Consider the following 26,304-nt stretch of genomic DNA (forward strand, 5'->3'; position numbering starts at 1 on the left):
TCATCTATTAGTAAAGGGTTTTATAAGGGGGTTAAAAAGAGCGGATTTGGTATCAGTTACCTTTGCTCACTGTTCAATGTTCCCTTATGCCTGGGTTTTAGAACCGGATTTGGTATAACTCAATTTGGCGGTAAAATTGGACAAAAAATAAGAGTCAACAACGTCGACTCTTATTGCTATAAAAAACTATTAAATATTCTCACCCTTAACTTTTTTAAAATGCTATGAGTTAGTGTGTTTTAATCTGGGTAATCACCACTTATTTCTGTCTTCCATCTAATTTTAAGATAGCTTCCTCTCTATAGTGATGCTGCTCACGGACATCGAGGGGAGGTAAAACTGGAAAAAAGGGTTGATGGATACTGATTAATTGGGCTAAAGTTCTCTTAAGTTGAGTCCGGGGAACAATTGCATCCACAAAGCCGTTGTTCAGTAGATATTCCGACGTTTGGAAGCCCTCGGGCAATTTTTCCCTCAAAGTTTGTTCGATCACCCGTCGGCCAGCAAAACCAATAGTAGCCTTGGGTTCAGCCAAAATCATGTCCCCCAACATAGCAAAACTGGCGGTTACGCCCCCAGTGGTGGGATGGGTTAACACAGGAATATACAACAATTTTGCGTTGCGATGATGTTCCAAGGCCCCAGAAATTTTAGCCATTTGCATCAAGCTTAACATTCCCTCTTGCATTCGCGCCCCACCAGAAGCACAGATAATAACCACCGGAAACCGTTCTTTTGTAGCGTGTTCAATAAGACGGCAGAGTTTTTCCCCCACCACAGATCCCATACTACCTCCCATAAAACGGAAGTCCATCACCCCTAAAGCTAAAGGAAGACCATCGATGAGTCCTGTTCCCGTTTCCACTGCATCGACCAACCCTGTTTTTTCTTGAGTGTCCTTGATACGATCGCTGTAGGGTTTGCGATCGCAGAATTTCAAAGGATCAGTGGGATTGAGATGTTCATTGAGAGGTTTCCAGGTATTTTTATCAATTAACTGGGCAATGCGTTCTGGACCTTCTACTCGGAAGTGATGACCACATTCGGTACAAACCAATTGATTCGCCTGTATGTCCTTAGTGTAGGTAACAGTTGTACAAGCTGGACACTTAGTCCATAAACCATCAGCGATTTCCCGTTCTTTCTGCTGTTGTTGAATGGCGGGTTCTGACTTTTCCTGTTTAGCAAACCAGTCAAATATAGACATAGATAGAATATAAGATTACTAATTATTTTAAGGTTTTAAAAGACGAGTCTTGGTGAGAAAACGACACGAATAAACCTACTGAGACTAACTCTATTTTATCATTGCGGATCACAAACATAAGACTTTGCGCTACATTATCATTAGCCACCATTATGTCTAGCTTAATCAAAAAGTTGAGCATAGTTACCTAAAACCTGGCATAATTAAACGGGCTGATGAGGAGAAAATAAGGCTTAATCTAAGTCTGTAGCATTATGGAACAATCCACAAATCGAGGGACCACCGCTAACCACCCTGCTTTGTTAGAGCGTATCACCCTACGAACGAGTCAAATTCCTTGGCAAATCTGGGCAGTCACCCTGATTATCGTCTCTGGAACCATCGGTTTTACAGCAACATCTATGTTACTGAGGTTGCCAAAATCCCCCCAATGTGTCCGTATTTTTTGGCCAATTGCCTCAGCATCAATGCGAATCTACTGCGCCCAAGTAGAAGCAGAACAGGGAAAGGTGGACAATTTGTTACGAGCCATTGATCTGGTGGAAGCTTTACCAGAAAATCACCCCCTCAGACACGAAATAAATCGCAACGTAGAAGAATGGGCATTAGCGATTTTAGACATTGCTGAAGAGGAGTTTCAACGGGGTAAATTAGAAGAAGCCATCGAGGCCGCCCGTCGAGTCCCCGAGAACGTCCAGGTGTATCAGGTAGTGGATGAAAGGGTGGAAAAGTGGCGCAGTATTTGGAGCGAAGGGGAAGAAATTTTTGCTGAGGTGGAAGAAGAGTTACGAGAGTCTAATTGGAACCTAGCTTTTAGAGAGGCAGTAAGGCTCTTAAGTGTTCCTAATAAATACTGGGCAACCACAAGATACGATGACACTGTAAGTAAAATCCAATTAGCCCAAGAAGAGAGCAGTCGCCTAGACGAGGCTTATCTTGTGTTAAGGCGTGGAGGGGTGGATAACTGGTTGAAAGCCATTACCGATGCTGAACAAATTTCCCCCGAAAGTTACGCTTATCAAGAAGCTCAAGATCTCATTGCAGAAGCAAAAGACAAAATTACCGATCACATTGACAATTTAATCGATGATCGTCGCTGGACAAGTCTATCTGATGTAATTAACCAATTACCGGATAGTTTAGCCCTATCCGAAGAAATAGCGGACTGGAGAACCATCGCCAGTGCTGGTTTAGACGCTCAAACAGGGACAGTGGACAACCTAGAAATTGCCATTTTAGGTCTAGAAGAAATCGCAGAGGATCGTCCCCTTTACCAAGAAGCTCAAAATCTAATCAGCCGCTTTAAATTAGAAATACAAGATGTTACCTATCTGCAAGAAGCCCGAAATCTAGCTTCTGGAGGTAGTATCAATGATTTGAATGCTGCTATCGCAGCCGCAGAGCAAGTACCGTCGAGGAACCCCCGTTATCAAGAAGCCAGAAAGGAAATTAGTCAATGGACTAACACCATCCAAATGCGAGAAGACAAACCAATTCTTGATCAAGCTCGTACTCTAGCTTCCAGTAGGAGCATATCTGATTTAAGACAAGCGATCGCTCAAGCGCAAATGATTGGTTCAGGACGCACACTCTACAACGAGGCTCAAGAAGAAATTAATCGGTGGCGTGTTACCATCGAACGCCGAGAGGATCAACCAATCCTAAATCAAGCCATTGCTTTAGGTGCTGCTAATGACTACGAGGCGGCTATCCGTACTGCTAGACAAATTAACTCAGGAAGGGTTCTCTACCAAGAAGCTCAAAGCAACATTGACCAATGGCAACGGGAAATCCGCGCCCAGCGAGACTTACGAGAGGCTTATTTGATTGCCCAACCCCAAACCCCTCAAGCTCTAGTTTCTGCCATCGCTATAGTTAGTGACATCCCTTCTTCGACAGATGCTGGAAGTCAAGCTAGACAAGCTTTAGATCGTTGGGGCTTTCAGTTACTCTCTACCGCTCAAAAGCTGGCTAATCGCTCTTTGTTACCCGAAGCGATCAAATTAGCCAAGATGATTCCTAGTACCAGTGCTGCCCATAGCTCTGCCCAAACCCAAATCAACGCCTGGAACAAGTTATTACAGCCACCAACTCCCCAAATTCCCCCTTCTTTAGCACCCGAAAACCAATTTATTCCGATTCTCGATAGTGAAAGCTATAATGATACTCCCTAAGTAGTTATGGAATGGCAAGAAATCTCCGGCAGTTCAGTTTTAGTTCCTAGATACCCCATCGCCGTTATTCATTTTTTGGGCGGTGCTTTTGTAGGAACAGCACCTAATTTTACATATCGTTGCCTCCTCGAAGAGTTGGCAAAAGAAGGTTATGCAATCATCGCAACCCCTTTTATCAATACCTTTGATCATTTAGGCATCGCTCGGAATGTTCTTAACCGCTTTGAGGGTATCTTAGAGCGTTTACAAACAAATACAGCTCTTGGACAAGGTTATCTGCCCATTTATGGAATTGGTCACAGTATGGGCTGTAAACTTCATTTATTAATAGGTAGTCTTTTTTCTGTGGAACGAGCAGGAAATATTCTCATTTCTTTTAATAATTATCCTGTTAAAAAAGCTATACCATTTTTAGAACAATTAGAGATTGAGCAGTACCTTAATCTAGAGTTTACTCCCTCTCCCGACGACACTAAACTTATCATTAAACAAGACTATCAAATCAGACGAAATTTACTGATCAAATTTACTCAAGATAATATTGACGAAACTACTGTTTTAAAACCAATCTTAGACGAAAAGTACCCTACCCTCGTAGCATTACAAACTCTATCAGGCAATCATTTAACCCCATTATCCCAGGAAATAAAGTGGGAAACAGGAGAAGTATTCACCCCTCTAGATGCCGTTGGACAATGGGTAAAACAAACTCTTTCTCGTGATTTATATCGTCTCAAAGACGAAATTTTGCGCTGGTTAAATCCTGGCAGAATGTGATCATAGTAAAGTTAAACAGGTAAGCCCTCACTGAATACAGTAAGGGCTTGAGCAGAAGACTACTTGACGGTGACTTTTGCACCAGCTTCTTCTAGTTTTTTCTTGGTTTCTTCGGCATCATCTTTTGCCACACCCTCCTTGATAGGCTTAGGTGTGGATTCAACCATGTCTTTAGCTTCTTTCAGCCCTAAGCCAGTAATACCACGAACTACCTTGAGAATGGCAATTTTCTTGTCACTGGGAACCTCATCGAGAATGACATCAAATTCGGTCTTCTCTTCCTCTGGCTCAGCGGCCGCTCCGCCGGCCCCACCAGCACCAGGTGCCATCATCATCATACCACCAGCAGGGGCGGAAGCACTGACACCAAAGGCTTCTTCAATTTGTTTAACTAACTCAGAAGCTTCTAAAAGGGTCAGAGATTTTAGCTTTTCGAGAATTTCATCGGTTGCAGCAGACATAATTTAACTCCTTGAAAATGAATAAAAAAAGTGGATAATCGAACAAACGACATAGAAAAATGGGGGAATGAGCTTTAACCATTCCCTTCTTCTCTGGCTGCCATGGCTGCCATAACGCGCCCGAGAGAGTTGGGGATGTCGTTGATACCCCGTCCCAAAGAAGTTGGTACTTCGTTGACTCCAACTGCTAACTTGGAGGCGACAGAATTGATTGCCCCAGCAACCTGTGCAATTAATTCTTCTTTTGACGGTAAATCGGCGATAGCCTTAACCTGTTCTTCGTTAAGGGCTTGCCCTTGCATGACACCACCGCGGAACTCGGTTTTTTTGGTGTCTTTTTTGAAGGACTGATAAGCCCTCACCGCGCTACCTACGTCATCTTTGACTAAAACAAAGGCTGATGACCCTTTTAAAAAGTTAGTCATCGGTTCCCAGGTTTCGTCCCCAGTGATGGCTTGTTCCATCAAGGTATTTTTAGTTACCTTACATATAGCCCCAGTAGGTCTTAGACGGTTACGCAGGTCGGTAATTTCGGCAACGGATAGACCTTGATAATCAATAACCATGCCTAGTTGTGCGTCACTCAAAAGTTCCTTGAGATCGGCGATTACCGTTGCTTTATTTTCCTTTGTTCTTCCCATTCTGTTATCACCTCCTTAATTTTGGGAAAAAAATAAACCCCTAGCAATTTGCCGGGGTTGAAGTCTAATCACACCACAAAAACAGTAAGCATAAACTGCTACTTTTCTGGGTGTCATCTCTTCAAGCTTCAACCTCGGCAGGATATTTAAGCAAGTTGCCCCTGCTGTCTTCGGTATAAACCAAAGTTTAATTTTTTAGTTGTGGGATGTTAATTGCCTTCTACGAGATTTAAGTCTCGTAAGGCACTGATATCTACTTGTATGGAGGGTCCCATGGTAGCAGACACAAATATAGTACGCCAGTAGCGACCTTTCGCTCCAGAAGGGCGTTGTCTGTCGATAGTTTCTTGTAGGGCTTTGAGATTAACCAACAAGTCTTCGGCAGGAAATGATGCCTTTCCAAACATAACATGAACAATGCCTGTTCGATCGGCTCTAAATTCTAATTTCCCTGCTTTAAATTCATTAATCGCAGTTCCGAGGTCGGCTGTAACGGTTCCCCCTTTGGGAGAAGGCATCAAACCCCGTGGACCGAGTAAACGCCCTAATTTTGCCACTTTAGGCATCATGTCGGGGGTAGCGATTAGTACCTCGAAATCCATCATACCTTTTTGAATTTCATCGATCAACTCTTCGGAACCAACTAAATTAGCCCCTGCATCGCTGGCTTCTTGGACTTTTTCCCCCCTGGCAATTACGGCAACTCTAATTTCTTGACCAGTGCCTTTGGGAAGAGAAACTGTTGTTCGTAATTGTTGGTCGGTGTATTTAGGATCGATGCCAAGACGAATATGGGCTTCTGCTGATTCGCTAAATTTAGCTGTAGCCGTTTCTTTGAGGATTTTTAAGGCTTCTAAAGGCTCATAAACTCTATCTTGGTCGATTTTTGATAAGGCTTCTTTAATTCTTTTTGAGAGTTTTTTGGGCATGGTTCCTCCTGGGGTACTAACGAAGCGTGGCTTCTCCCTCCTGGTTTAGTTTAATGGTTAATCAGTCTTTGATGGTAACACCCATGTTACGGGCTGTTCCTTCTACAATATTCATGGCTGCGTCGATGTCGTTAGCATTGAGATCGGGCAGTTTTGTTTGAGCGATTTCTTTGAGTTGATCGCGAGTGATGCTACCTACCTTTTGATTATTAGGTTGGGGTGAACCTTTCTCGATGCCAGCTGCTTTACGGATTAACACGGAAGCAGGAGGGGTTTTGAGGACAAAGGTAAAACTACGATCTTCAAATACCGAAATCTCTACGGGAATTACCATCCCGGCTTGATCAGAGGTTTTGGCGTTGTATTCTTTACAAAACGCCATAATATTGACCCCGTGTTGACCTAAAGCCGGTCCAACGGGTGGGGCTGGGTTGGCCTTTCCTGCAGGAAGGGCTAGTTTAATTAAGGCAACGACTTTCTTGGGCATCGCTAATTTTGCTTTTCAACTTGGTTAAATTCGAGTTCAACTGGGGTGTCTCGTCCGAAAATGGACAATAATGCCCTGAGTTTATTCCGTTCAGAACTAACCTCCACCACTTCTCCTTCAAAGTCTTTAAAAGGCCCTGAGAGTACCAGAATTTTGTCGCCGACTTCCATATCAATCTTAACAAGGGGTTCTGGTTGCTCTGCTTGGCGAAAGATTCTTTCGACTTCTGAGGGACTTAGGGGAAGGGGTTTCACGTGACCACGACCCCTACCGTAGGCTCGTTTTTGTTCTGACCCTACAAAGTTAATGACGTTGGGGGTATTTTTTACCACTAGCCAAGCATCATCATCCATGATCATTTTCACTAAAACGTAGCCAGGAAAGACTTTTTCTTCCCCTTGTTGACGGCTTCCATCTTTACGGACTTTCACTGTTGGCGTTTTAGGAATTTGAATCTGTAGGACCCTATCGGCCACATCCAAGGTTTGAATCCGTTGTTCTAGGTTGTTTTTGACACGCTTTTCGCAACCAGAAGCCACTTGCACGGCATACCATCTGGCTACCAATTTCTGCCTTTCCTGTTGCTGTTCTGGTTCGGATGCGTTATCGTGAGCAAAACTCATTAAAATACCTTCCCCGATCCCCATGAAAATAGGTTATCTACAAGATATATAACAGTGGCCACAAGGCTGACCATTAAAATTACTGCGGCTGATTCGCTTAACAGTTGTTGTCTTGATGGCCAAACAACTTTTGCTAGTTCCTCTTTGGTTTCAACCACAAGGTTACTGGCTTTGTTCTCGCCTTTGTTTTGTTTAGTATCTTTTTTAGAGCCTTCTTGTCTAACCACGGTGATCTCTTCTCAATATGAAACGGCAGTATTTTACTACTGCACTTGATTGTTGAGCGATAACTGGGGTAATTTTTCCAGTTGAACTCGAACTATCAGTATAACTCAAAACTTAACCTTTTATCATCTGCGACTCTTGTTACGAGCTAACGCCAGAACAAAGAAATTAAGTTTGCTTTTGTACTAAATCGGAGCGGCGGGATTTGAACCCACGACCCCTACTACCCCAAAGTAGTGCGCTACCAAGCTGCGCTACGCCCCGATATTCACAGAGTCTAATCATAACCTTATTATTTTCAAAAAGCAAGTCAAAAGGTGTTTAATTTTTGAATTTCTTGATATAGTTCCCTGACGACTTCTGCTGTCCAGTTCCCTTCGCAACGACGACCGCGATTTAAAATCACCCTCATGGAGTAAGCATGGGGAAATCCTTCTACCTCTAACCATAACAATTCGCTTTCAGCCTCACAAGCTATTCTCTCTTCTTCCATGAGTTCTTCGGCCATACTGTTCATGGTTATGGTTAATTGCTCAAAGAGACGGCAAAAATCGGCAAACTCTGCTTTACTCAATTCAATTGCCCAATTTTCTCCCCCGATTAGGATGGGATAAGTTGTTGCTTGCTTATCCCATCCTAATCGCCATCCTGTCCCTTTTTTAAGTATGCGATCGCTCATTATTAATACAAATTTGGATGTTATCTATGGTGCCAATAATTGAGCATCTCCGGGCTGAGATATGTTAGGACTAGATGGGGTGGTTTCTTCTGGGGATGTTTTTTCTGTTTGGTTGGAAATTGGTTGATTGTTGGTTGTTTGAGGTTGAGGGTTATAAATCTCCACCAAGGAGTCCACTAACTGTTGACGCTGACGACGACTCAGTTGCCGAATAACCTCGATGTCTTGTGGCAGAGGGTTGGATGTTAAGGTAGATCCCGGGTAGTTAGATTCTCTAATGGACTGATTGACTCCTAAATAATCTGCTAGAGTTACTTTCCAGTCCAAGCGATATTTGGGAGAGCGTCGTTGAAAATCTTTGTGATAACGGATAAAGCGACTGATTAGGGTATGATTTGGGTTTATTTCTCCTGTTTCAGTGCTGTAGTAGTTGTTTTCTTTGGGGAGATTGGGTAATTTTTCGTAAACTATTTCTGCTGCTTGTTCCGGCCGAATGGTCTGGGAGTAAACGCTTTTTATACCCCAACCTTTAAGCTGAGTGGATTCAATTTGCATTGCGGCCCAAGTTATGGTCAGACTGAGGAGAAAAATCCCTAACCATTTACTACTTTTATTCCCAAGAATAAGTGTCTTTCTCATTGTCTAAAAATTAAGTTGAAAATTTTTTTCCTTTTACAAGATTAGAGGATACTTTTCATATTGTTTTTTGAGACGATAATAACACATTTACTGCGGTCATGTTGATTTGTACTGCAACCTCACACCATGATTTGTCTTTGAGGAAACTGCTAAATTTTTGCGGTGGTACTGAGGGCAATTCTCAACCATTCTTTAGGAAACTGAGGGAGATCGTTGTTGTTTTAGGTAGGTGAATACGGATTTATCTCCAATATCAGGGATTAAGGGTTGAATGGATTTCCTCATGGCAAAAATAACAAATAAACCTGCCCAGATTCCCAACAAAGCTTGTTCGATCTCCACTGATAAAACTCCACATAAGTGACCCAATAACAGCACAGGAACTAAGGGGGTTAATAATTTTGTTTCCAGACGATTAAAGCAAAAAGCTTCCTTAAAATAAATCCCTGTCAGAGCAACAAACATAAATCCTATTCCCAATAGAGTAAGGGGATTTTGATAAATACATAAAGCCAAAGGCTCTTGACAAGATATAGAAAAAATTATGGCGGTTATCGTTCCAATTCCCCAACATACTTGTAGGAAACGATGGAGAGGAATCAAGTAAATATGAATAGTTATTAAGCTAATGCCCAAACCAAGACAAAATAAGGTAAACAAAGGAGTCAATAAAGTTATGCTCACAAAATTTGATCCCTGTCCTAAAACAAAGCCAGTTCCCACAGCAAAACTGAAGGCAGATAATACTAACCCTGCACGATAAATTTTTACTCCTCTAAGGTCTTCTGGAGTGATAGTATATTGTCCAAATTGACCCTGATAAACTTCTACAGTATCCGATGTTGTGGTCATAATTTTTTGCCCTGTTATTTAACCATTAAATTCTATCGTCTTTTTGCCGAAAGAAAAGGGATTTTTTGTTAATTATAAAATTCATCTTAAATTTTAAGAGATAGCTGTAATATTTAAGATATTATTGTAGTTTAAAAAAGATATAATATACTAATAAAATAGATAACAAATATTCAATTGTAAAATAATGCTATGATTGTCAACCTTGAACAGAATTAAAGAGCTAGAATAATTATTGTAATAAGTAAGGTGCTAGGCAGAGAGAAACAATTTAGCGACCGATAAAGTGTGGTGTGAGGTAGTGAAAGTCCCGTAAACTTTGAGTTTAGGGCAAATCGAATAACACAGCAGTTTGTTTGTTATTAGAACACTGCTCCTTACACTCTTTGGAGGTCAAAATGGTTAACAATTCAGCTAAGTTTATTGCTTTAGGTACATTAGCAACCGTTGGTGTACTTGGTTTAGTTTCTGAGGCGCAAGCTCAACATTTCGTTTATCCTCTAGAAATTGAACAAGAGGAAGAAATTGCATATGTTGACTGGGACAGCAATCCTGGTCCCCGTGCTTTTGAGCGCAGGATCCAAAAAGTTGTTTTTGAATGTGTTCCTCAAGCAGACGGCACTTATGCCACTGAAGAAAAGGTAGTGGAAATTACCTTCAACCCTGCAAAAGCTGCTCCTGTTGGTAGCACTTTTGATCCTCATAACCCCTATAGTGGTGGTGTTTATTCCAGTGAGGATGTTTCTTCTCAGTACATCGCATTAGGTGAATTAACTGGGCAACCCATGATTCTATGGACCGAAGATCGTCCCTCTAGTAATCCTGAAGGACTATACACTCCTCAGAGCCGTTGTGAAACCGTTAGTGCTCGTTTAACCAATCTCGCCTACGCCTTCGGTGAAACTACTCCTATCGGTGTTGCACAAGCATTCACTGAAAGAATGGGAACCGGCGTGGTTAACGGAGAAACAGTTATCTTTATCTCCTATGATCCTGAAAACCCTTCTACCGAAAATGTTGTTTTCACTTTGAAGCCTGAGAACGGAGCTACATTTGCTGAAGCTCAAAGAACTCTTGCTCAGTTTAACAACTCTATTTCTGGAAGTATTGGTGGAGAAGATCCTGAGATCACCAAACTTGGTCCTATTGTTGAGTAGATATACCAGCAGGGAAAGAGGCTTAATATTTTTATGTTCTTTCCCTTTATTTCTAGAGAGTTAGTGAGTTACTGCTCTCTATTTTTTTGTCTACACATAACAAAACTTGCAACTAATCTGAGAATTACGTTAAATTTAATTAAGTTGGGTCTGAAGTCTAAGCGAATTTCCCGTCATTATAGCGAAACCCTTGACAAAGATTACATTTTGTCTTAAGAAAAACGAATTTGATCATCTACGAGAAACATTAACCTATGAAAATATCTTGGAGAACCCTATTACTCTGGACCTTACCACTATTAGTGGTTGGATTTTTCCTCTGGCAAGGAGCTTTACCTTCACCTTCAACCGCCACAGGAAACAACACAGCTAACACCCGTATGACCTACGGACGCTTCCTAGAGTATTTAGACTCTGGCCGTGTCCTCAGCGTAGACCTTTACGAAGGGGGACGCACCGCCATTGTACAAGCGGTTGACCCCGAAATTCAAGACCGAGTACAACGTTCACGGGTGGATCTTCCCATCAACGCTCCGGACCTAATCACCAAGTTAAGAAAGTCCGATGTGCAACTAGAATCCCATCCCGTCCGTACCGAGGGAGCATTATGGGGCTTTTTGGGCAACTTACTATTCCCCATTCTCCTCATTGGGGCATTATTCTTCTTGTTCCGTCGTTCCAGTAACTTACCTGGTGGACCGGGACAGGCCATGAGTTTTGGTAAATCAAAAGCTCGTTTCCAAATGGAAGCCAAAACCGGCATCATGTTCGACGACGTAGCCGGTATCGACGAGGCAAAAGAAGAATTACAAGAAGTTGTAACCTTCTTGAAACAGCCCGAACGCTTCACCGCAGTTGGCGCGCGCATTCCCAAGGGTGTGTTATTGGTGGGACCTCCTGGAACTGGTAAAACCTTGCTTGCTAAAGCGATCGCAGGGGAAGCCGGTGTACCTTTCTTCAGTATTTCTGGTTCTGAGTTCGTAGAAATGTTCGTGGGTGTGGGTGCTTCCCGTGTTCGTGATTTATTCAAAAAAGCTAAGGAAAACGCCCCTTGTCTCATCTTTATCGATGAAATCGATGCAGTAGGTCGTCAGAGAGGTGCTGGTATCGGTGGTGGTAACGACGAACGTGAACAAACCCTCAACCAACTGTTAACAGAAATGGATGGTTTTGAAGGTAACACCGGTATCATTATCATTGCTGCCACCAACCGCCCCGACGTACTTGACTCTGCTCTGATGCGTCCCGGACGTTTTGATCGTCAGGTAATTGTGGATGCTCCTGACTTCAAGGGAAGAATCGAAATCTTAGAAGTTCACGCCCGTAACAAAAAATTAGCTCCCGATGTCTCGATCGACTCCATCGCTCGTCGTACTCCTGGGTTTAGCGGTGCTGACTTAGCCAACCTACTCAACGAAGCTGCCATTTTAACAGCCCGTCGTCGCAAGGAAGCGATTACCTTACTGGAAATTGATGATGCGGTAGATCGGGTGGTTGCTGGCATGGAAGGAACCCCTTTAGTAGATAGTAAGAGTAAGCGTCTCATTGCTTATCACGAAGTTGGTCATGCGATCGTGGGAACCTTAGTTAAAGACCACGATCCTGTACAGAAAGTCACCTTAATTCCTCGTGGACAAGCTCAAGGGTTAACCTGGTTTACCCCCAACGAAGAACAAGGACTAACAACCAAAGCGCAGCTTATGGCCCGCATTGCAGGGGCTTTAGGCGGACGTGCGGCGGAAGAAGAGGTGTTTGGTTACGATGAGGTAACAACCGGTGCTGGTGGGGATTTACAGCAAGTCTCCGAAATGGCACGTCAGATGGTAACTCGTTTTGGAATGAGCGAACTTGGCCCTGTCTCCTTAGAAAGTTCTTCTGGTGAAGTATTTTTGGGGGGTGGTTTAATGAACCGTTCAGAATATTCCGAGGAAGTGGCCATGAAAATTGATAGTGAGATGCGCACTTTAGCGGAAGAAGGACATAAATTAGCCTGTCAAATCATCCGCGATAACCGCGAAGTAGTTGATCGCTTGGTGGAATTACTCATCGAAAGAGAAACTATTGATGGAGAAGAATTCCGTCAAATCGTGGCTGAATACACAAATGTTCCTGAAAAAGAACAGTTTGTACCTCAGCTATAAGTTAGCTCAAAAAATATTCAAAAGAGACGCGGTTTATTCGCGTCTTTTTTATGACTTTGTTTACAGAATAGATTGATTACCTGTCGGGTTGATAGTGACTCGATTTTCTTATACGATGCGATGAAAATCTCTAAAAAACAAAAAGCTCTAGAAATACTTAAAATTCTCAAAACACTTTATCCTGATGCTACTTGTAGTTTAACCTACGATAGTCCTGTTCAATTATTAGTGGCAACTATATTATCAGCACAATGTACCGATGAACGGGTTAATAAAGTAACCCCCGAATTGTTTGCCAGTTTTCCAGATGCGATCGCTTTAGCTAACGCAGATCGAGAAACATTAGAAACCTTAATCCGTTCCACTGGATTTTATCGTAATAAAGCGAAAAATATTCAAGGAGCTTGTCAAAAAATTGTCGAAGATTTTAATGGTGAAGTACCTCGAACAATGCCAGAATTATTATTACTACCAGGAGTCGCTAGAAAAACAGCTAACGTTGTTTTGGCTCATGCTTTTGGTATTAATGCAGGGGTAACAGTGGATACCCATGTCAAGCGTTTAAGTCAAAGATTGGGGCTAACCAAAGCCACTGATCCGGTTAAAATAGAGAAGGATTTAATGCCTTTATTACCACAAAAAGACTGGGAAAACTTTTCTATTCGCATTATTTATCATGGTCGTCAAATTTGTAAAGCAAGAAAGCCAAATTGTCAAGAATGTCAGTTAGCATTTTTATGTCCTTCTTGTGCTTAATTTTTATAATATTTTTAACAAATGAATCTTTCAAATCCGCAGCAAAATATTCTCATTGTAGGAGCATCTAGAGGTATCGGTTTAGGTTTTGTTAAAACCCTCATCCAACAAAACAATAACATCAATGTTTATGCAACCTATCGGCATAAAGATACAGCGCAAGATTTATTTAATTTACAAATACAACATTCCTCGTCCCTAAATTTATTGCAGTTGGATGTTACCGAAGAAAAACAAATTCAGACTTTAGCACAAGAATTAAAACAACAAATATCCGATCTTCATTTAGTAATTAACTGTGTTGGCTTTTTGCAACAAGATAATATCAAACCAGAAAAAAGTTTACGACATATCAATAGCGAAAATCTTCTAACCTATTTTCAAGTTAATAGTATCGCCAGTGTTTTATTAGCCAAACATTTATTACCTTTCTTTCGTCATTCCCATCCTAGTGTTTTTGCCGCTATCAGTGCTAAAGTAGGCAGCATTGGCGATAATTATCTTGGGGGTTGGTATGGTTACCGTGCCTCAAAAACCGCCCTTAATATGTTCCTAAAAACTATTTCCCTTGAATACAAGCGGACTTGTCCCCATACTATTGTTGTCGCTTTACACCCAGGGACAACGGATACAAATCTATCTAAACCTTTTCAAAGAAATGTTCCCCCAGAAAAGTTATTTCCCGTAGAAAGAACCGTCGACCAATTATTAAAAATTATTCATAATTTAACCGAAAGTGATACAGGACAATTCTTTTCTTGGGATGGAAGTCGTCTTCCTTGGTAATTTTTACTTAGCTAAGTCAATTTTTAAGTTTTGTAAAAAAAATTAAGCATTTTTATGATGTGAATGTTATCCTAATTAATAGGCACAAAGAAGTACATCAAAGCTTCTCAAAAAGGATCGATTGGAGTTCGTGTCATCTACTCGAATCGACGCAATGTTCTTAACACCGAAGTTCTGCAAAGAAATGATGGTGTTACCCACAGTTTCCTAAGCTATTCTTTCAAGGAACTGTTGTGGTGAAACTGCAATTAACCCCTGGGTTAGAAATAGGGCGTTAAGTTAGCAGTTAAGCATTGTGAGTCAGTATACATTTTAGTTAGTCACTATCTAACCAATTCATTTATATTTCTAGGAGTCCATATCCTTTGTACACTGATTAACCCGCCTCCGTAGGCGGGTAACTTGTTTGTAGGGAAAAAATAATTATTTAGAGGTAACTAGACGTTTGCGTAATAATTCAGCCCGACGTTTAGCAATCTTATTATTCTCGTCAAATTTTAGGGTTTCTTCGTAGGCTTCAACGGCTTTGGTAATCATCTGCTTTTTCTCATAAGCATTGCCCAAATTATTGAGAGCGATGACATAGTCAGGATAGAGTTTGACGGCATCTTTGTAATTACGAATAGCTATATCCACTTGTTCTTGGGAAAAATAAGCAAACCCAATGGCATTGTACATCAAAGCTTTATTTTCAGGTGGGATTTTCTCTCCGGTTTTCAACCCTTTTTGCAGAAGGTTAATCGCTTGAACATACAATTTTTTATCAAGATATAAACTAGCTAACTCGTAATACTCCTCAGCTGCACCTTTCTTCTCTTGTAGCTTTTTCTGTAGTTTATAGAACCGATTTTCTGTGCGACGGGTTTTAATAACTTGGAAGGAGAGAAAAACAGCTAATCCTCCCAAAAAAACCACAATTCCAGATAAATAAATAATTGGCAATACTTCATTCATGATTTAGTACATCCCAATGTGTAGGTTATTTGTTGTTTCAGCAGTCCCTAACACGAGTTTAGAGTTGGGGGGTGGACTAACCACGCATTTTTTAAGGAAGTCCCCAATACTCCAAACGCTTAGCCAACCATCCAGACGCTTTCCAACGACCAATAGTTTGATTAATGCGACTCTGTAAACTAGCATACTGCAATCCTTTGGGCATCACCACCCCCAAAGCTTCCCCCGATAAACGTATTGGTAGGCGATAATATTGGGGGTATTGCTGTACCCAACCCGTTAAAACACTATTGTCTCCTGCAAAAGCAACCACTTGTTCTGCTTCCAGTAAAGTCAGGGCTTCTTGATAAGAGTCAACCCCGACTAATTGTGCTTGAGGAAGTTCCGCACGAATCACAGAGATGGTACTAGAACGATTCAGCACTGCGATTTTGGACTGGGATAGGTGATCTAAGGCGCGAACGGTAGCATTGTTAGTGATGATACCTGTACCGTCCAAGTAATAGTAAGGACTAAAACTTACTAAACGTCTGCGAGGGGTATTAATCGTAACTCTGGCGATGGCTATATCTACTTCCCCTGCCATTACTTTTTGTAAACGTTCCTGATTGCTAACTGGTTGTAAAACTAGGGCTTGAGGATCACCTAAAATGTCTTTGGCTAATTGCTTGGCTAGATCTATTTCTAATCCTTGTAAGGTATTTTTCTCGTCACGAAAACCCAAGGGGCGAATATTATCTTTAACAGCAACTATTAACTTTCCTCTTTGTTGAATTTCTTCTAAACTGGCGGCGGTTACTAGGGAATTATTGCTCGGACTAAAAAAGACTCCAAGAGTTATAATTAAGGCTAATTTTTTAGCAAAGGTATTAAACATTTAAACAACTAGTTGAGGACATATCACTAATTTATTGACCAACTGTTAACTTATCGTTGTGCATAATGACTACTCTGTTTCTCCCGTTCCTTTTGGCAGCAAAAAGAGCTAAATCAGCACGCTTTAAAAGATCATCCATTTTCTCATCTTTCTGGTCATAGGTCGCTACTCCAATACTTACGGTAATGTTAACAGGTTTATTTTCTACCTGCAAACTTTCTGCTGTCATGGCTTTGCAGATACGCTCGGCTGCTTTATAGGCTCCTTTTAAATTAGTATGGGGCAAAATAACAACAAATTCTTCTCCTCCTAATCTTCCTAAATGACCTTTTTTCTCAGGAGTTTCTTCTAAAGCTTCTAATCGTCCGATATAGTCTACTTTGCGAATAGAATTTAAGGTAGTTTTTACCATCATTTTTAGTGCTTCATCTCCTATATCGTGACCATAACTGTCGTTAATGGTTTTGAACTTATCAATATCGATCATTAGCAAAGAAAAAGGGGAGTTATAGCGTTTGCTAAGCTCAAATTCCTGTCTCCCAAAGTTAAAAATTGAGCGACGGTTAGGGATACCTGTTAATTCATCTGTGGCTGCAATACGTTTCATTTCGTCGTAGGCTTTTTCTAATTCATCTTTAGTTCTTTTTAAGTCTAAATGAATTTTAACCCTCGCTAAAAGTTCTGGAGTTCTAAAGGGTTTAGTTATATAGTCAACTGCTCCGGCTTCAAAGGCGTTAAGTAAATAGTTGGTTTCGGTGGCGGCTGTTAAGAAAATAATAGGAATTTTAGCTGTATTTTCGTCTTGTTGAAGTCTTTTACAAACTTCGATACCGTTAATTTCCGGCATCATTAGATCTAATAATATTAAGTCTGGTTTTGTACCTTTCAGCCTTTCTATTGCTTGTTTTCCTGAGAGAGCGAAAGTTGTTCTGTAACCGACCGTGTCTAAAATTTCAATTAGTAATTGCAAATTTTTGCGAATATCATCTACAATCAAAATCAAAAACTTTTCAGGATCAAACGGTTCTAATGTTTTCATTTTTTTAGCAGAATTACAGAACAGTTGTCGATCAAACTTGATATTCATTTATGGAGAAAAAAATAAGAAAAGATCGTTTCTTCTAAACGATTGGGGTAATCCATCAGCATTGGACAATTATAGTCTCCTTTAAATCATGACATATTTTTGTCTGCTCCCGATTAAGTTTTGCTAATTAATAGTTGGAGAGATGTGGGGTATCTTATATGAAGTGGGTTGATATAGCAATTAGGAATGATCTATTAGAATAAAGTTTTTCGTTTAAGACAACAATACTGACAAGAAGAATATTAAACTAAAAAAATTAGGAAAACTTGTGATAATTATCTAATACCCCAAAGAAAATAAATAGGGAAATAACGCCTTGATATCTGTGATTCCCTATTTATCTAGTTTATTTTGACTCATTGAGCCATGTTTAACTTATATCTCCCCGACTAATAGTGAAGGTGAAACCCGTCAAAGGATTATGTTTTTAGTGATGGTGTTGATGATTATCGTTATGATCTTTGTGGTCGTTGTGACTCCCATGATCGTGAGGTGCTGAGTGAACTTCCACTGGACCCACTTTAAATGTACCTAGGTTAACAAGAGACATGGTTTCCAGACCAACAGAAATTACCCCCATACTAACTAAACCTGTAGCGATGGTTCCCATAGCTACGGTTCCGAAAGATATTAAACCCATAGGTACAAAGCCAATGGCAACGATTCCCATTGGTGCTATACCAATAGCAATATAACCAGTTGGGGTGATACCAATGGAAATAAGTTTTCTTGGTTTTCCGTTACTACATTCTCCGGTGGCCTGGATATCAACTAATTCATCAGGTTTTAATTCAACTGCCATAATTTTGTTACTATAAAAATTTCTCCGTTACTTCAATCTTACTAATTAGTTCTATAAATAGTCAAAAGACAGTCTGTCAAACTTATCATCTCTATGAAAATAGTTGAGCGATCGCTTGGGTGGGATCAGCTTGTTTAACCAAAGATTCTCCGATTAAAACGGCATCAGATCCAGCCTCTGTTACCTGTTGTAAGTGTTCGGGGGTATGTATTCCTGATTCGCTAACAATATAAATTCCTTGCTTTTTTATTTTATCCCGACGATCGTTTAACAACTCTTTAGTGGTGTTTAAACTAACTTCAAAGGTTTCGAGGTTACGGTTATTAATTCCCACTAAAGAAACCCCTTCAATACCTAAAACTCGATCCATTTCTTCTAAGGAATGAACTTCTATTAAAGGAGTCATTCCCAAAGAACGAATGATTTTAACAAAATACTTTAAATCGGCATCTTTAAGAATAGCCGCAATCAAAAGAATAGCATCTGCCCCTTTAACCCTAGCTAAATAGATTTGATAGGGATAAATAATGAACTCTTTACAAAGTAAAGGAATGTCCACTGCTTGACGCACTAATGCTAAGTTATCAAAACTACCTTGGAAAAATTTACTATCTGTTAACACAGAAAGACAACTGGCCCCACCTTTAACATAAGCTTGGGCGATGCCCACTGGATCAAAATCCTCTCGAATTACCCCCTTAGAAGGAGAAGCTTTTTTTACCTCTGCGATTAGAGCAGGTTGAGTTTTTCCCTGGGCAATAGCCCCTAAAAAATCTTTAGCTGGAGGGACTTTTCTTTCTTGCTTTCGTAGTTCTAACAAAGAAAGACGCTCTCGCATTCGTTCTATTTCTTTTTCTTTGTGCCAGACGATTTCTTCGAGGATGTGGTTAGCTTCACCGTTGGGATCGGGTACTTGATAACGTAAGATGTCCACTTCTACAGCAGGGTTGGGGGGTCGTCGTCTGATTTGCATTCGTTTTGTTAAGAAACTTTAAGAAACTAATTGAGACTTTTCTGGCATCTAGGATATTGTATCCATAATTCCCGTCCCTTTACCAGAGCCTTTGAGAAGGTTCCCGTAAATCTAGTGAGGGAAGTTACGGAGAGGGGTGGCTAAGATAAAAAAAAAGATTTTCTATATAATCCGATAGTATCCCTAACTTTAAATTAAAGATTACGTTAATCATCCCTATGAACACTGTTAAACAAAAAATCCAATCCATCTTGAATGAATTACCAGATGATTGTTCAATTGAAGATATTCAGTATCATTTGTATGTTCTAGAAAAAATCCGTCAAGGATTACAGGTCGCCGAGCGCGAACCCATATTACAACAAGAGGAAGTCGAGGGACTACTAAGTAAATGGCTTATCGAGTGATTTGGTCTTCTAAAGCAGTAGAAGATGTTGATTCCATTGCGACCTATATCGCCCGTGATTCTCCTTCTTACGCTGCTGCGGTGGTACGCCAGATTTTGGATGCTACGAGTCAGTTGGAGGACAATCCATTAACAGGAGAGTTGATTGCTGAAGGGGACAATGAGACCTTTCGCGATCAACCCGCTTATACATACCGTGTCATCTATCAAGTGGATGGGGAGACGGTAATAGTGGTGGCGGTGGTGCATACAAAAAGGTTATTAGGTCTTAATGAATAATGGAAGATCAAGACATTCAAGGTTTAATTGAAGGAGTGCAAAAGGCCGATTCTGCTATGGGGTTGCTCACAGCGGTTAGGTCTTTGGCTTCTAGTGGTCATCAACAGGCAATTCCTACCCTCATAGAAGCGTTGGGATACAATAATCCTGGGGCTGCGGTGGCTGCGGTGGAAGGGTTAGTTAATTTGGGGTATGTGAGTGTCCCCTATTTACTAAAACAGATTGATGGTTACAATTATGGGGCTAGGGCTTGGGCCACTCGTGCTTTAGCTGGTATCGGTCATCCTTCGGCTTTAGACCATCTCCAAGAGACAGCGTTAACGGATTTTTCCTTGAGCGTGCGTCGTGCGGCGGCTAAAGGACTGGGTTATATAGGATGGGCTAGTTTATCCAGTTCTGAGGCTTCTGAGGGGCAAAAACGAGCCACTGAGACATTAATTAAGGTATTAGAAGACCCGGAATGGGTAGTACGTTACGCTGCGGTGGTAGGGTTAGAAAATTTAGGGGTTTCTGTGAATGATCAGAGTTTGGTTGATTGTATTATTGAAAGTTTAAGGAAACAGTTAGAAACTGAGTTAGAAATAGGGCTTTGCGCCCGTATTAAATTAGCTTTGGAAAGGATTGAAAAGAATTACACATAGCATAATAAGTAGGGAGGGTTCATTTGTCTATTTCCCCCCCTGTATAAATTTTCTAGAATTAATCTTTAATTAACTAGAATGTCCTTCCATTCCATCCCCACATACTCCCTTTAGCATCTGCAAATTCGATATAAGTGCGATTTCTATCAACCCCTAATTTATTTTCAACCACCTGACAAAAATCTTCACTCATTGCTTTGGTTTGCGAGGGACTCATACTCCCAACGCTTTTAATTTCTAGGTAACAAACCGGTTCAAAAGTCCCTGAAAAAGTCATCTTAATGTCTGATTCAAAGGCAGTCATAACATAAGACTCTGGTTTACCTAAATGTTGTGCTAGTTTTGCTGATAAAGTTGTGAGCAAAGATTCAATAACCGTTGATTCTGGTTGAGAGGCAGATGTTTTTACTTGAATTAATGGCATAGTTGGTTCTATTTTGTAGTAATTAATAACCTCTAATTGTCGATGGTAGCATCTCGGTTTGGAGAAAATTATCCCCCATATTGCCATCCTGTACTTTCTAGGGTTAAACCTTTCCCTTCTCGGTGTATTCCTGCGGCAATAACTTCACCGACATAAACGGTATGATCTCCTTTTTCTACTGCTCCTATTACTCGACATTCCACATAACCTAAAGAATCCTTAATGATAGGGCATCCCGTTTCTTCTCCTTCATAAAATTCCACATCTTCAAATTTATTACCTACACGACTTTGGGGTTTAAAAAATTTGGCAGCTAAATCTTTTTGACCATCTTCTAGAAAACTGATGGAGAAAACACTGCTTTTTTTGAGCATTTCATGGGAACCAGATTCTTTTTTAACACAGTTAATAACTAAGGGTGGTTCAAAAGAACCTTGCATCACCCAACTGACAGTAAAACCGTTAAGATTCTCTCCATCTTTGACTCCACAAATGTAAATTCCGTGGGGAATTTTTCTGAGCATCGTTTTTTTTGCTTTTTCGTCTAACAATGTAGTTTTCCTCCTTTATTTTTTAGGGTTGTTTATGACAGTGGCTTTTACCTTTGATTAAAGATAAAGTCAGCCTTTCTTTTATAATATCAAAGAACGACTCCAATAACACCGAAGATCATAAATTATGAATTTAAAACAGTTAAATTGTAGATTCTAGTTTATCGAATAAGTCTGCAAGAATAGTATTAGATAATAAGAAGCCATCGGGGTCACTTAACATCACCCTACTTATATTTTGCCAGTTTTTATGGTTTATTTGCGTCGTAAAATTACTATTTATGTATTGAAAAATTACTAAACCTGTTTGATGATAGGGTAATAAAGTTTTATAAATTAGTTTGATTGTTTCTTCTCCGAAAAATGTAAATAACTGTTGCCAGTCAACTCCTTGCTGGAGTCGCAATCCTAACATTAGTGTTTCTAATAAAATATCAATCTTTTCTAAATAATCGCCAGGTAAAGAATAACCTTCTTGTTTCAGACTTTTCACCCATTGATAGTAATCTTTACGGGTTCTTGGTCGGGTAAATCTTTGGTTGTTGGTATAGCTCGCAGCTCCCATTCCTAAACCATAATAAGGCTTATTTTGCCAGTAAACAAGGTTATGAAGACACTGATAATCTTGTTTAGCATAGTTGGAAATTTCGTAATGTCCATAACCTACTTCGGTTAATATTTTTTGTGCCGTTTTGTACATTGTAGAAGTATTATCATCATCGGGTAAAGGAAATTTTCCAGGTTTATATTGTTTGCCAAAAGCCGTGACAGGTTCTAGCACTAAATCGTAGCAAGAAATGTGACTTGGCTGAATTGCGATTGTTTTTAAGAGAGAAAAATGCCAATTTTCTAACGTTTGGTAAGGAAGACCAGAAATTAAGTCTAAGCTAAAATTTTTAACCTTAACCTGATTAATAAAATCAATAGACTGTTCAATATCTCTATACCGATGAAAACGACCAGCTTTTTCTAGTAATTTATCATCAAAAGACTGAATACCTAAACTGAAACGATTAACTCCTAACTGTTTATAATCAGATAACTGTTGTAAGCTAAAAGTCCCTGGGTCCATTTCTAGAGATATTTCAGCATCAGAACAAATACCAAAATATTGATCTAATGTGGCTAAAATTTTATCTAAATAACGAGCAGGTAATAAAGAGGGAGTTCCTCCTCCAAAAAAAACAGTTTTTAATGGTAACCCGAAATTAGGAGTGACTTTAATTTCTTCACACAAAAATTCGACGTATTCGGCCACCGAACCCGATGTATTTGTATCGGTTTTATCCCCCAACACCGAGATAGGAAAATCACAATAGTAACAACGACGACGACAAAAAGGAATATGAAGATAGGCTGAGACAGGAAGGATAAAATTCATAGATTCTTAATAGTTGTCAATATTTTAGCTAGATTGCTGAACTGCTTAGGGTGATATGGTCAGCAATGGATTAAGAATCAATAATAATTACCAATAAGAGAAAGATATAATAGATAAAATAATCTCAATCAGGTAGAAACATATCGTCATTTTTTTCTCAACTACCAAAATTATAGATTAAAATCAAAACTATGATTGATGCCATTATTATTCTCATATTCATCATAGCGGCCGCCGGCGTAGGTTTTGATAGCGTTGATTTGCTTCCCAATGAGGTTCAGCAACAAATCTCCAATATCGATGCTTTGCGGTGGTTAGCTTCAGGTTTCACCTCTATTTTGGGGTTAGCCTTTGGTTTAGTCGCTCAAACCACCTACAGACGTTTGGAAACCCGCATTAGCACCACACCCATCGAAGTTATTTTGACCCGTGCTGTAGGACTAGTTATCGGTCTATTAATTGCTAACTTGATGTTAGCCCCTATTTTTCTGCTTCCCATCCCCAAGGAGTTAGCTTTTATCAAACCCATGACCGCTATTTTGGGGAGTGTGGTATTTTCCTTTATGGGAGTTAGCTTAGCCGATGTGCATGGGCGTACTTTCCTGCGACTCATCAACCCTAACAGTATTGAAACTTTACTGTTGGCCGAGGGAACCCTAGAAGCAGCTTCCACCAAAGTTGTTGACACTAGTTGTATTATTGATGGTCGTATCGAACAACTACTTCACACAGGGTTTATCGAAGGACAAATTCTTATTCCCCAGTTTGTGCTACAAGAGTTACAACAGTTGGCCGATGGTAGCAATGACCAAAAACGAGTTAGGGGAAGACGAGGCCTAGATATTTTAAACAGAATGCAGGAATCTTTTCCTAAACGAATTGTGATTCATTCTGCTGATTACGAAGACATCACCACAGTTGATGCGAAATTAGTCCATTTAGCGCAAGAAATCAATGGAACCCTTTTAACTAATGACTACAATCTCAGCAAGGTAGCTAATCTACAAAAAGTCACCATCCTCAATGTAAACGATATTGCCCAGGCCATTCGTCCCATTTATCTACCTGGTGATACCATCGACCTGAAAATTCTTAAACTAGGGAAAGAACCCACTCAAGGGGTAGGTTATCTAGAAGACGGAACAATGGTGGTAGTAGAAGAAGGTAGAGAATACATCGGGGAAGAATTAGGGGTTGTTGTGACTTCCGCTTTGCAAACCTCTGCCGGTCGCATGATTTTTGCTAAACCCCAGTCGGTGATTGCATCCTCATAGAGTTAGAGGCGTTTCATCCAACGTCTCTACAGGACAGCAATCGGATAAAATAGGTTAGGGTTTCTCTAAATCTTATTTCTAATTAGGGTGAACAAGTGTCTAAAATTCTAGTAACTGGCGCGGCTGGATTCATCGGCTTCCATTTGTCTAAAAAGCTATTGCAAAACGGTTATGAAGTTATAGGAGTTGATAATCTCAATCCTTACTACGACATAACTTTAAAACAAAGTCGTACTCAAGAATTAGAAACTAATAAATCATTTACTTTTTTTAGATTAGATTTAGCCAAAAGAGAAGAGGTAGAACAATTATTTAAGAATAATAACTTCGATTATGTTACTCATTTAGCTGCTCAAGCAGGGGTTCGCTATTCATTAGAAAATCCTCATGCTTATGTAGATAGTAACTTAGTCAGTTTTGTTAATGTTCTCGAAGGGTGTCGTCATAGTAAAGTTAAACATCTCGTCTATGCTTCATCTAGCTCGGTTTACGGGAAAAATAAAAAAATTCCTTTTTCAACTGACGACAATGTAGACCATCCTGTTAGTTTATACGCTGCTACCAAAAAAGCAAATGAACTAATGGCTCATACTTATAGCCATTTATACTCCATCCCCACCACAGGATTGCGTTTTTTCACTGTTTATGGTCCCTGGGGAAGACCAGACATGGCATATTTTTTATTTACAAAAGCTATTTTAGAAGACAAACCAATTAAAGTATTTAACTATGGCAAAATGAAGAGGGATTTTACCTATATCGACGACATTGTAGAAGGTGTTTTTCGCGTAATTAACAAGATTCCTCAACCGAATAATTCATCGGTTCCTTACAAAATTTATAACATTGGCAATAACCAACCGGTAGAACTTGGACAGTTCATCGACGTTTTAGAAGGCTGTCTTGGAAAAAAGGCAATTAAGGAATTTCTCCCTATGCAACCAGGAGATGTTCCTATGACTTATGCCGATGTTGACGATTTAATTAAGGATGTTGATTTTCAGCCGAACACGTCTTTAGCAACAGGTTTAGAAAATTTTGTCAGTTGGTATAAAAATTATTATCAATATTAATTACTCAGGGATTGTAATAATATAATTACCCATTTCCTATGGACAAAAAAGAGTATTTTTGGTGTCTCTACCTGTCACCGGATTAGTTCCTTCTGCTATTTCACACAACCTCTTTTCCGTATCAAGACGAAGTAAAATATCAGTAAAATCTGCTCCTTCAATAATTGCTCCGTTGAATAAAGTATTGGTAGCAAATGCCCCTTCTAGAAGAGCATTGGTGAAGTTAACACGAACTAATCTAGCCGACTCTAAATCAGCGTATCTCAAATCTGCCCCTTCAAAATTAGCCCCTTCTAAATTAGACGCAAAAAACCTCACTCCCTGCAGATTAGCACCACTAAAATCACAACCCCGTAAATTGGCGTGTTCAAAGTCGGAATCTCGCAAATCTTGGCCGGAAAAATCTTGTTCGATTAGATTTTGTTTTGCATAATTAACACCCCAAACGGGAGCGATGGGGCTGAAAACATAAACGATGGTGGACAACAGCAAGAGTGAACAAACTGTTAAGATAATCTTTTTTGGTTCTATTTTAATCATATTTGATAGTTTAACTATACATGTTAGAAAAAATCAATTGTCGTTTGTTTTTTTTCACTTGTTTACAAAGTTTTAGCTGTGTTTTTTGTTGATCCCAATGTACCTGATCAAAAATTTCATATAATAAACAAAACCCCCTGCCGTTTTCTGATTCGTCGGGGGGTAATGTTTCGATGCTATGATTAGTGCAATCACATTGAGTGGAAAAACCTTGCCCTTGATCTGATATAATCCAAGAGTAAAAGTCTTGAGTGACAGAAAATTTAACGAAAATAGACTTTCCAGGATCTAATTTGTTCCCGTGTTTAGCTGCATTTACCAGCGCTTCTTGTAATCCTAACCTTAATTCTGCTTGTAGCTCGTTAGGAATTTTCTCTAGTAATAAATCAAGAACAGGACATAAATAAAGGGTTGATGTGAAGCTGATCGTACAACCGTATCGCTTAGTTTGCGGTAGGGAAAGAGCAAGCACGTGCTGTCACCTCTAAGTTAAGTTTTTTACTGACGT

General features: G+C 40.0%; 31 protein-coding genes, 1 tRNA gene and 1 other annotated feature. Of the genes, 11 read left to right on the forward strand and 21 right to left on the reverse strand.

Going from position 1 to position 26,304, the window contains the following annotated elements; genetic code table 11:
• Window positions 1-259: 259 nt before the first annotated feature.
• Window positions 260-1,207, reverse strand: coding sequence for an acetyl-CoA carboxylase, carboxyltransferase subunit beta (gene accD / locus P9B04_RS02570; protein ID WP_342053433.1), 948 nt, complete (start codon window positions 1,205-1,207; stop codon window positions 260-262).
• Window positions 1,208-1,461: 254 nt separating this feature from the next.
• Between accD and P9B04_RS02575 the strand changes: the two genes are divergently transcribed.
• Window positions 1,462-3,381, forward strand: a complete 1,920-nt coding sequence (locus P9B04_RS02575; RefSeq protein ID WP_342053434.1) for a chromosome segregation ATPase — start codon at window positions 1,462-1,464, stop codon at window positions 3,379-3,381.
• 6 nt (window positions 3,382-3,387) lie between these two features.
• Window positions 3,388-4,158: a DUF1350 family protein gene (locus P9B04_RS02580; protein ID WP_342053435.1), complete on the forward strand. Its 771-nt coding sequence runs from the start codon at window positions 3,388-3,390 to the stop codon at window positions 4,156-4,158.
• A 59-nt stretch (window positions 4,159-4,217) separates the two neighbouring features.
• On the opposite strand, the gene rplL is transcribed toward P9B04_RS02580, so the two are convergent.
• From rplL to P9B04_RS02630, 10 genes are all read right to left on the reverse strand, one after another.
• Window positions 4,218-4,619, reverse strand: a complete 402-nt coding sequence (rplL, locus tag P9B04_RS02585) for a 50S ribosomal protein L7/L12 (RefSeq protein ID WP_342053436.1) — start codon at window positions 4,617-4,619, stop codon at window positions 4,218-4,220.
• 74 nt (window positions 4,620-4,693) lie between these two features.
• Window positions 4,694-5,260 (reverse strand): 50S ribosomal protein L10, encoded by a 567-nt coding sequence (gene rplJ, locus P9B04_RS02590; RefSeq protein WP_342053437.1) that lies wholly within the window; start codon window positions 5,258-5,260, stop codon window positions 4,694-4,696.
• Between the two features lie 22 nt (window positions 5,261-5,282).
• Window positions 5,283-5,452, reverse strand: a sequence feature (ribosomal protein L10 leader region).
• Window positions 5,453-5,469: 17 nt separating this feature from the next.
• Window positions 5,470-6,189 carry a 50S ribosomal protein L1 gene (gene rplA / locus P9B04_RS02595; protein ID WP_342053438.1) on the reverse strand — a complete coding sequence of 240 codons (720 nt, stop codon included), beginning with the start codon at window positions 6,187-6,189 and terminating at the stop codon, window positions 5,470-5,472.
• 61 nt (window positions 6,190-6,250) lie between these two features.
• Entirely contained in the window at window positions 6,251-6,676 is a 426-nt protein-coding gene (gene rplK / locus P9B04_RS02600; RefSeq protein ID WP_342053439.1) for a 50S ribosomal protein L11, read from the reverse strand.
• A 2-nt stretch (window positions 6,677-6,678) separates the two neighbouring features.
• Window positions 6,679-7,299, reverse strand: a complete 621-nt coding sequence (nusG, locus tag P9B04_RS02605) for a transcription termination/antitermination protein NusG (protein WP_342053440.1) — start codon at window positions 7,297-7,299, stop codon at window positions 6,679-6,681.
• On the reverse strand, window positions 7,299-7,526 hold the full coding sequence (secE, locus tag P9B04_RS02610; protein ID WP_342053441.1) for a preprotein translocase subunit SecE: 228 nt from the start codon (window positions 7,524-7,526) through the stop codon (window positions 7,299-7,301). The genes nusG and secE overlap by 1 nt, the downstream gene beginning before the upstream one ends.
• A gap of 188 nt (window positions 7,527-7,714) precedes the next feature.
• Window positions 7,715-7,788, reverse strand: a tRNA-Pro gene (locus P9B04_RS02615).
• A 46-nt stretch (window positions 7,789-7,834) separates the two neighbouring features.
• The gene (locus P9B04_RS02620; protein ID WP_342053442.1) at window positions 7,835-8,203 is read right to left on the reverse strand and encodes a DUF1818 family protein; all 369 of its coding nucleotides are present in this window, start codon (window positions 8,201-8,203) and stop codon (window positions 7,835-7,837) included.
• A gap of 24 nt (window positions 8,204-8,227) precedes the next feature.
• Entirely contained in the window at window positions 8,228-8,842 is a 615-nt protein-coding gene (locus P9B04_RS02625; RefSeq protein WP_342053443.1) for a hypothetical protein, read from the reverse strand.
• Window positions 8,843-9,034: 192 nt separating this feature from the next.
• Window positions 9,035-9,694 (reverse strand): DUF2301 domain-containing membrane protein, encoded by a 660-nt coding sequence (locus P9B04_RS02630; protein ID WP_342053444.1) that lies wholly within the window; start codon window positions 9,692-9,694, stop codon window positions 9,035-9,037.
• Window positions 9,695-10,092: 398 nt separating this feature from the next.
• Here P9B04_RS02630 and P9B04_RS02635 point away from each other — a divergent pair, with 398 nt between their 5' ends.
• The 4 genes from P9B04_RS02635 (at window position 10,093) to P9B04_RS02650 (ending at window position 14,534) form a co-directional block, all read left to right on the forward strand.
• Window positions 10,093-10,851: a COP23 domain-containing protein gene (locus P9B04_RS02635; protein ID WP_342053445.1), complete on the forward strand. Its 759-nt coding sequence runs from the start codon at window positions 10,093-10,095 to the stop codon at window positions 10,849-10,851.
• Window positions 10,852-11,105: 254 nt separating this feature from the next.
• The gene (gene ftsH2, locus P9B04_RS02640; protein WP_342053446.1) at window positions 11,106-12,992 is read left to right on the forward strand and encodes an ATP-dependent zinc metalloprotease FtsH2; all 1,887 of its coding nucleotides are present in this window, start codon (window positions 11,106-11,108) and stop codon (window positions 12,990-12,992) included.
• A 120-nt stretch (window positions 12,993-13,112) separates the two neighbouring features.
• Complete coding sequence (gene nth / locus P9B04_RS02645) at window positions 13,113-13,748, forward strand: endonuclease III (RefSeq protein ID WP_342053447.1); 636 nt, start codon at window positions 13,113-13,115, stop codon at window positions 13,746-13,748.
• A gap of 21 nt (window positions 13,749-13,769) precedes the next feature.
• Window positions 13,770-14,534 carry an SDR family NAD(P)-dependent oxidoreductase gene (locus tag P9B04_RS02650; RefSeq protein ID WP_342053448.1) on the forward strand — a complete coding sequence of 255 codons (765 nt, stop codon included), beginning with the start codon at window positions 13,770-13,772 and terminating at the stop codon, window positions 14,532-14,534.
• A 423-nt stretch (window positions 14,535-14,957) separates the two neighbouring features.
• Here the strand turns inward: P9B04_RS02650 and P9B04_RS02655 are convergent, their stop codons facing one another.
• The 5 genes from P9B04_RS02655 to trpC all read right to left on the reverse strand — a co-directional run bounded on the left by P9B04_RS02655 (window position 14,958) and on the right by trpC (window position 19,227).
• Window positions 14,958-15,488 (reverse strand): tetratricopeptide repeat protein, encoded by a 531-nt coding sequence (locus P9B04_RS02655; protein WP_342053449.1) that lies wholly within the window; start codon window positions 15,486-15,488, stop codon window positions 14,958-14,960.
• A gap of 91 nt (window positions 15,489-15,579) precedes the next feature.
• Complete coding sequence (locus P9B04_RS02660; protein ID WP_342053450.1) at window positions 15,580-16,365, reverse strand: transporter substrate-binding domain-containing protein; 786 nt, start codon at window positions 16,363-16,365, stop codon at window positions 15,580-15,582.
• 31 nt (window positions 16,366-16,396) lie between these two features.
• The gene (locus tag P9B04_RS02665) at window positions 16,397-17,404 is read right to left on the reverse strand and encodes a GGDEF domain-containing response regulator (RefSeq protein WP_342053451.1); all 1,008 of its coding nucleotides are present in this window, start codon (window positions 17,402-17,404) and stop codon (window positions 16,397-16,399) included.
• Between the two features lie 475 nt (window positions 17,405-17,879).
• Entirely contained in the window at window positions 17,880-18,254 is a 375-nt protein-coding gene (locus P9B04_RS02670; protein WP_342053452.1) for a hypothetical protein, read from the reverse strand.
• Window positions 18,255-18,345: 91 nt separating this feature from the next.
• Window positions 18,346-19,227, reverse strand: coding sequence for an indole-3-glycerol phosphate synthase TrpC (trpC, locus tag P9B04_RS02675; RefSeq protein ID WP_342053453.1), 882 nt, complete (start codon window positions 19,225-19,227; stop codon window positions 18,346-18,348).
• A gap of 218 nt (window positions 19,228-19,445) precedes the next feature.
• Between trpC and P9B04_RS02680 the strand changes: the two genes are divergently transcribed.
• Genes P9B04_RS02680 through P9B04_RS02690 form a run of 3 tightly spaced genes read left to right on the forward strand, consistent with a single transcriptional unit; the run spans window position 19,446 to window position 20,553 of the window.
• Window positions 19,446-19,634: a hypothetical protein gene (locus P9B04_RS02680; protein WP_342053454.1), complete on the forward strand. Its 189-nt coding sequence runs from the start codon at window positions 19,446-19,448 to the stop codon at window positions 19,632-19,634.
• Window positions 19,619-19,912: a type II toxin-antitoxin system RelE/ParE family toxin gene (locus P9B04_RS02685; protein WP_342053455.1), complete on the forward strand. Its 294-nt coding sequence runs from the start codon at window positions 19,619-19,621 to the stop codon at window positions 19,910-19,912. The genes P9B04_RS02680 and P9B04_RS02685 overlap by 16 nt, the downstream gene beginning before the upstream one ends.
• Window positions 19,912-20,553, forward strand: coding sequence for a HEAT repeat domain-containing protein (locus P9B04_RS02690; protein ID WP_342053456.1), 642 nt, complete (start codon window positions 19,912-19,914; stop codon window positions 20,551-20,553). Before P9B04_RS02685 ends, P9B04_RS02690 begins: the two co-directional genes overlap by 1 nt.
• A 73-nt stretch (window positions 20,554-20,626) precedes the next feature.
• Here P9B04_RS02690 and P9B04_RS02695 read toward each other — a convergent pair whose 3' ends face one another.
• From P9B04_RS02695 to hemW, 3 genes are all read right to left on the reverse strand, one after another.
• A complete protein-coding gene (locus tag P9B04_RS02695; protein WP_342053457.1) occupies window positions 20,627-20,977 on the reverse strand; it encodes a phenylpyruvate tautomerase MIF-related protein in 351 nt (116 codons plus the stop codon).
• A gap of 68 nt (window positions 20,978-21,045) precedes the next feature.
• Entirely contained in the window at window positions 21,046-21,528 is a 483-nt protein-coding gene (locus tag P9B04_RS02700) for a flavin reductase family protein (RefSeq protein ID WP_342053458.1), read from the reverse strand.
• A gap of 142 nt (window positions 21,529-21,670) precedes the next feature.
• The gene (hemW, locus tag P9B04_RS02705) at window positions 21,671-22,909 is read right to left on the reverse strand and encodes a radical SAM family heme chaperone HemW (protein ID WP_342053459.1); all 1,239 of its coding nucleotides are present in this window, start codon (window positions 22,907-22,909) and stop codon (window positions 21,671-21,673) included.
• 191 nt (window positions 22,910-23,100) lie between these two features.
• On the opposite strand from hemW, the gene P9B04_RS02710 reads away from it, so the two are divergent.
• Both P9B04_RS02710 and P9B04_RS02715 read left to right on the forward strand, forming a co-directional pair.
• Window positions 23,101-24,183, forward strand: a complete 1,083-nt coding sequence (locus tag P9B04_RS02710; RefSeq protein ID WP_342053460.1) for a PIN/TRAM domain-containing protein — start codon at window positions 23,101-23,103, stop codon at window positions 24,181-24,183.
• Between the two features lie 95 nt (window positions 24,184-24,278).
• Complete coding sequence (locus P9B04_RS02715; RefSeq protein WP_342053461.1) at window positions 24,279-25,256, forward strand: NAD-dependent epimerase; 978 nt, start codon at window positions 24,279-24,281, stop codon at window positions 25,254-25,256.
• A gap of 36 nt (window positions 25,257-25,292) precedes the next feature.
• On the opposite strand, the gene P9B04_RS02720 is transcribed toward P9B04_RS02715, so the two are convergent.
• Both P9B04_RS02720 and P9B04_RS02725 read right to left on the reverse strand, forming a co-directional pair.
• Window positions 25,293-25,796: a pentapeptide repeat-containing protein gene (locus P9B04_RS02720; protein WP_342053462.1), complete on the reverse strand. Its 504-nt coding sequence runs from the start codon at window positions 25,794-25,796 to the stop codon at window positions 25,293-25,295.
• A gap of 10 nt (window positions 25,797-25,806) precedes the next feature.
• Window positions 25,807-26,268 carry an ATP-binding protein gene (locus P9B04_RS02725; protein WP_342053463.1) on the reverse strand — a complete coding sequence of 154 codons (462 nt, stop codon included), beginning with the start codon at window positions 26,266-26,268 and terminating at the stop codon, window positions 25,807-25,809.
• Window positions 26,269-26,304 lie beyond the last annotated feature (36 nt).

Origin of the sequence: Crocosphaera sp. Alani8 (assembly GCF_038442745.1) — a bacterium.
Taxonomy (GTDB): Bacteria; Cyanobacteriota; Cyanobacteriia; order Cyanobacteriales; family Microcystaceae; genus Crocosphaera.

What these genes read in the sequence shown, in the direction of transcription:
- nth (WP_342053447.1), top strand. Translation starts at nt 13,113, where the DNA reads ATGAAAATCTCTAAAAAACAAAAAGCTCTAGAAATACTTAAAATTCTC.
- P9B04_RS02695 (WP_342053457.1), bottom strand. Translation starts at nt 20,977, where the DNA reads ATGCCATTAATTCAAGTAAAAACATCTGCCTCTCAACCAGAATCAACG.
- hemW (WP_342053459.1), bottom strand. Translation starts at nt 22,909, where the DNA reads ATGAATTTTATCCTTCCTGTCTCAGCCTATCTTCATATTCCTTTTTGT.
- P9B04_RS02690 (WP_342053456.1), top strand. Translation starts at nt 19,912, where the DNA reads ATGGAAGATCAAGACATTCAAGGTTTAATTGAAGGAGTGCAAAAGGCC.
- accD (WP_342053433.1), bottom strand. Translation starts at nt 1,207, where the DNA reads ATGTCTATATTTGACTGGTTTGCTAAACAGGAAAAGTCAGAACCCGCC.
- rplA (WP_342053438.1), bottom strand. Translation starts at nt 6,189, where the DNA reads ATGCCCAAAAAACTCTCAAAAAGAATTAAAGAAGCCTTATCAAAAATC.
- P9B04_RS02670 (WP_342053452.1), bottom strand. Translation starts at nt 18,254, where the DNA reads ATGGCAGTTGAATTAAAACCTGATGAATTAGTTGATATCCAGGCCACC.
- nusG (WP_342053440.1), bottom strand. Translation starts at nt 7,299, where the DNA reads ATGAGTTTTGCTCACGATAACGCATCCGAACCAGAACAGCAACAGGAA.
- P9B04_RS02580 (WP_342053435.1), top strand. Translation starts at nt 3,388, where the DNA reads ATGGAATGGCAAGAAATCTCCGGCAGTTCAGTTTTAGTTCCTAGATAC.
- P9B04_RS02710 (WP_342053460.1), top strand. Translation starts at nt 23,101, where the DNA reads ATGATTGATGCCATTATTATTCTCATATTCATCATAGCGGCCGCCGGC.
- P9B04_RS02655 (WP_342053449.1), bottom strand. Translation starts at nt 15,488, where the DNA reads ATGAATGAAGTATTGCCAATTATTTATTTATCTGGAATTGTGGTTTTT.
- P9B04_RS02680 (WP_342053454.1), top strand. Translation starts at nt 19,446, where the DNA reads ATGAACACTGTTAAACAAAAAATCCAATCCATCTTGAATGAATTACCA.
- P9B04_RS02635 (WP_342053445.1), top strand. Translation starts at nt 10,093, where the DNA reads ATGGTTAACAATTCAGCTAAGTTTATTGCTTTAGGTACATTAGCAACC.
- P9B04_RS02575 (WP_342053434.1), top strand. Translation starts at nt 1,462, where the DNA reads ATGGAACAATCCACAAATCGAGGGACCACCGCTAACCACCCTGCTTTG.
- P9B04_RS02650 (WP_342053448.1), top strand. Translation starts at nt 13,770, where the DNA reads ATGAATCTTTCAAATCCGCAGCAAAATATTCTCATTGTAGGAGCATCT.
- ftsH2 (WP_342053446.1), top strand. Translation starts at nt 11,106, where the DNA reads ATGAAAATATCTTGGAGAACCCTATTACTCTGGACCTTACCACTATTA.
- P9B04_RS02625 (WP_342053443.1), bottom strand. Translation starts at nt 8,842, where the DNA reads ATGAGAAAGACACTTATTCTTGGGAATAAAAGTAGTAAATGGTTAGGG.
- rplJ (WP_342053437.1), bottom strand. Translation starts at nt 5,260, where the DNA reads ATGGGAAGAACAAAGGAAAATAAAGCAACGGTAATCGCCGATCTCAAG.
- P9B04_RS02665 (WP_342053451.1), bottom strand. Translation starts at nt 17,404, where the DNA reads ATGAAAACATTAGAACCGTTTGATCCTGAAAAGTTTTTGATTTTGATT.
- P9B04_RS02660 (WP_342053450.1), bottom strand. Translation starts at nt 16,365, where the DNA reads ATGTTTAATACCTTTGCTAAAAAATTAGCCTTAATTATAACTCTTGGA.
- P9B04_RS02720 (WP_342053462.1), bottom strand. Translation starts at nt 25,796, where the DNA reads ATGATTAAAATAGAACCAAAAAAGATTATCTTAACAGTTTGTTCACTC.
- trpC (WP_342053453.1), bottom strand. Translation starts at nt 19,227, where the DNA reads ATGCAAATCAGACGACGACCCCCCAACCCTGCTGTAGAAGTGGACATC.
- P9B04_RS02685 (WP_342053455.1), top strand. Translation starts at nt 19,619, where the DNA reads ATGGCTTATCGAGTGATTTGGTCTTCTAAAGCAGTAGAAGATGTTGAT.
- P9B04_RS02620 (WP_342053442.1), bottom strand. Translation starts at nt 8,203, where the DNA reads ATGAGCGATCGCATACTTAAAAAAGGGACAGGATGGCGATTAGGATGG.
- rplK (WP_342053439.1), bottom strand. Translation starts at nt 6,676, where the DNA reads ATGCCCAAGAAAGTCGTTGCCTTAATTAAACTAGCCCTTCCTGCAGGA.
- rplL (WP_342053436.1), bottom strand. Translation starts at nt 4,619, where the DNA reads ATGTCTGCTGCAACCGATGAAATTCTCGAAAAGCTAAAATCTCTGACC.
- P9B04_RS02630 (WP_342053444.1), bottom strand. Translation starts at nt 9,694, where the DNA reads ATGACCACAACATCGGATACTGTAGAAGTTTATCAGGGTCAATTTGGA.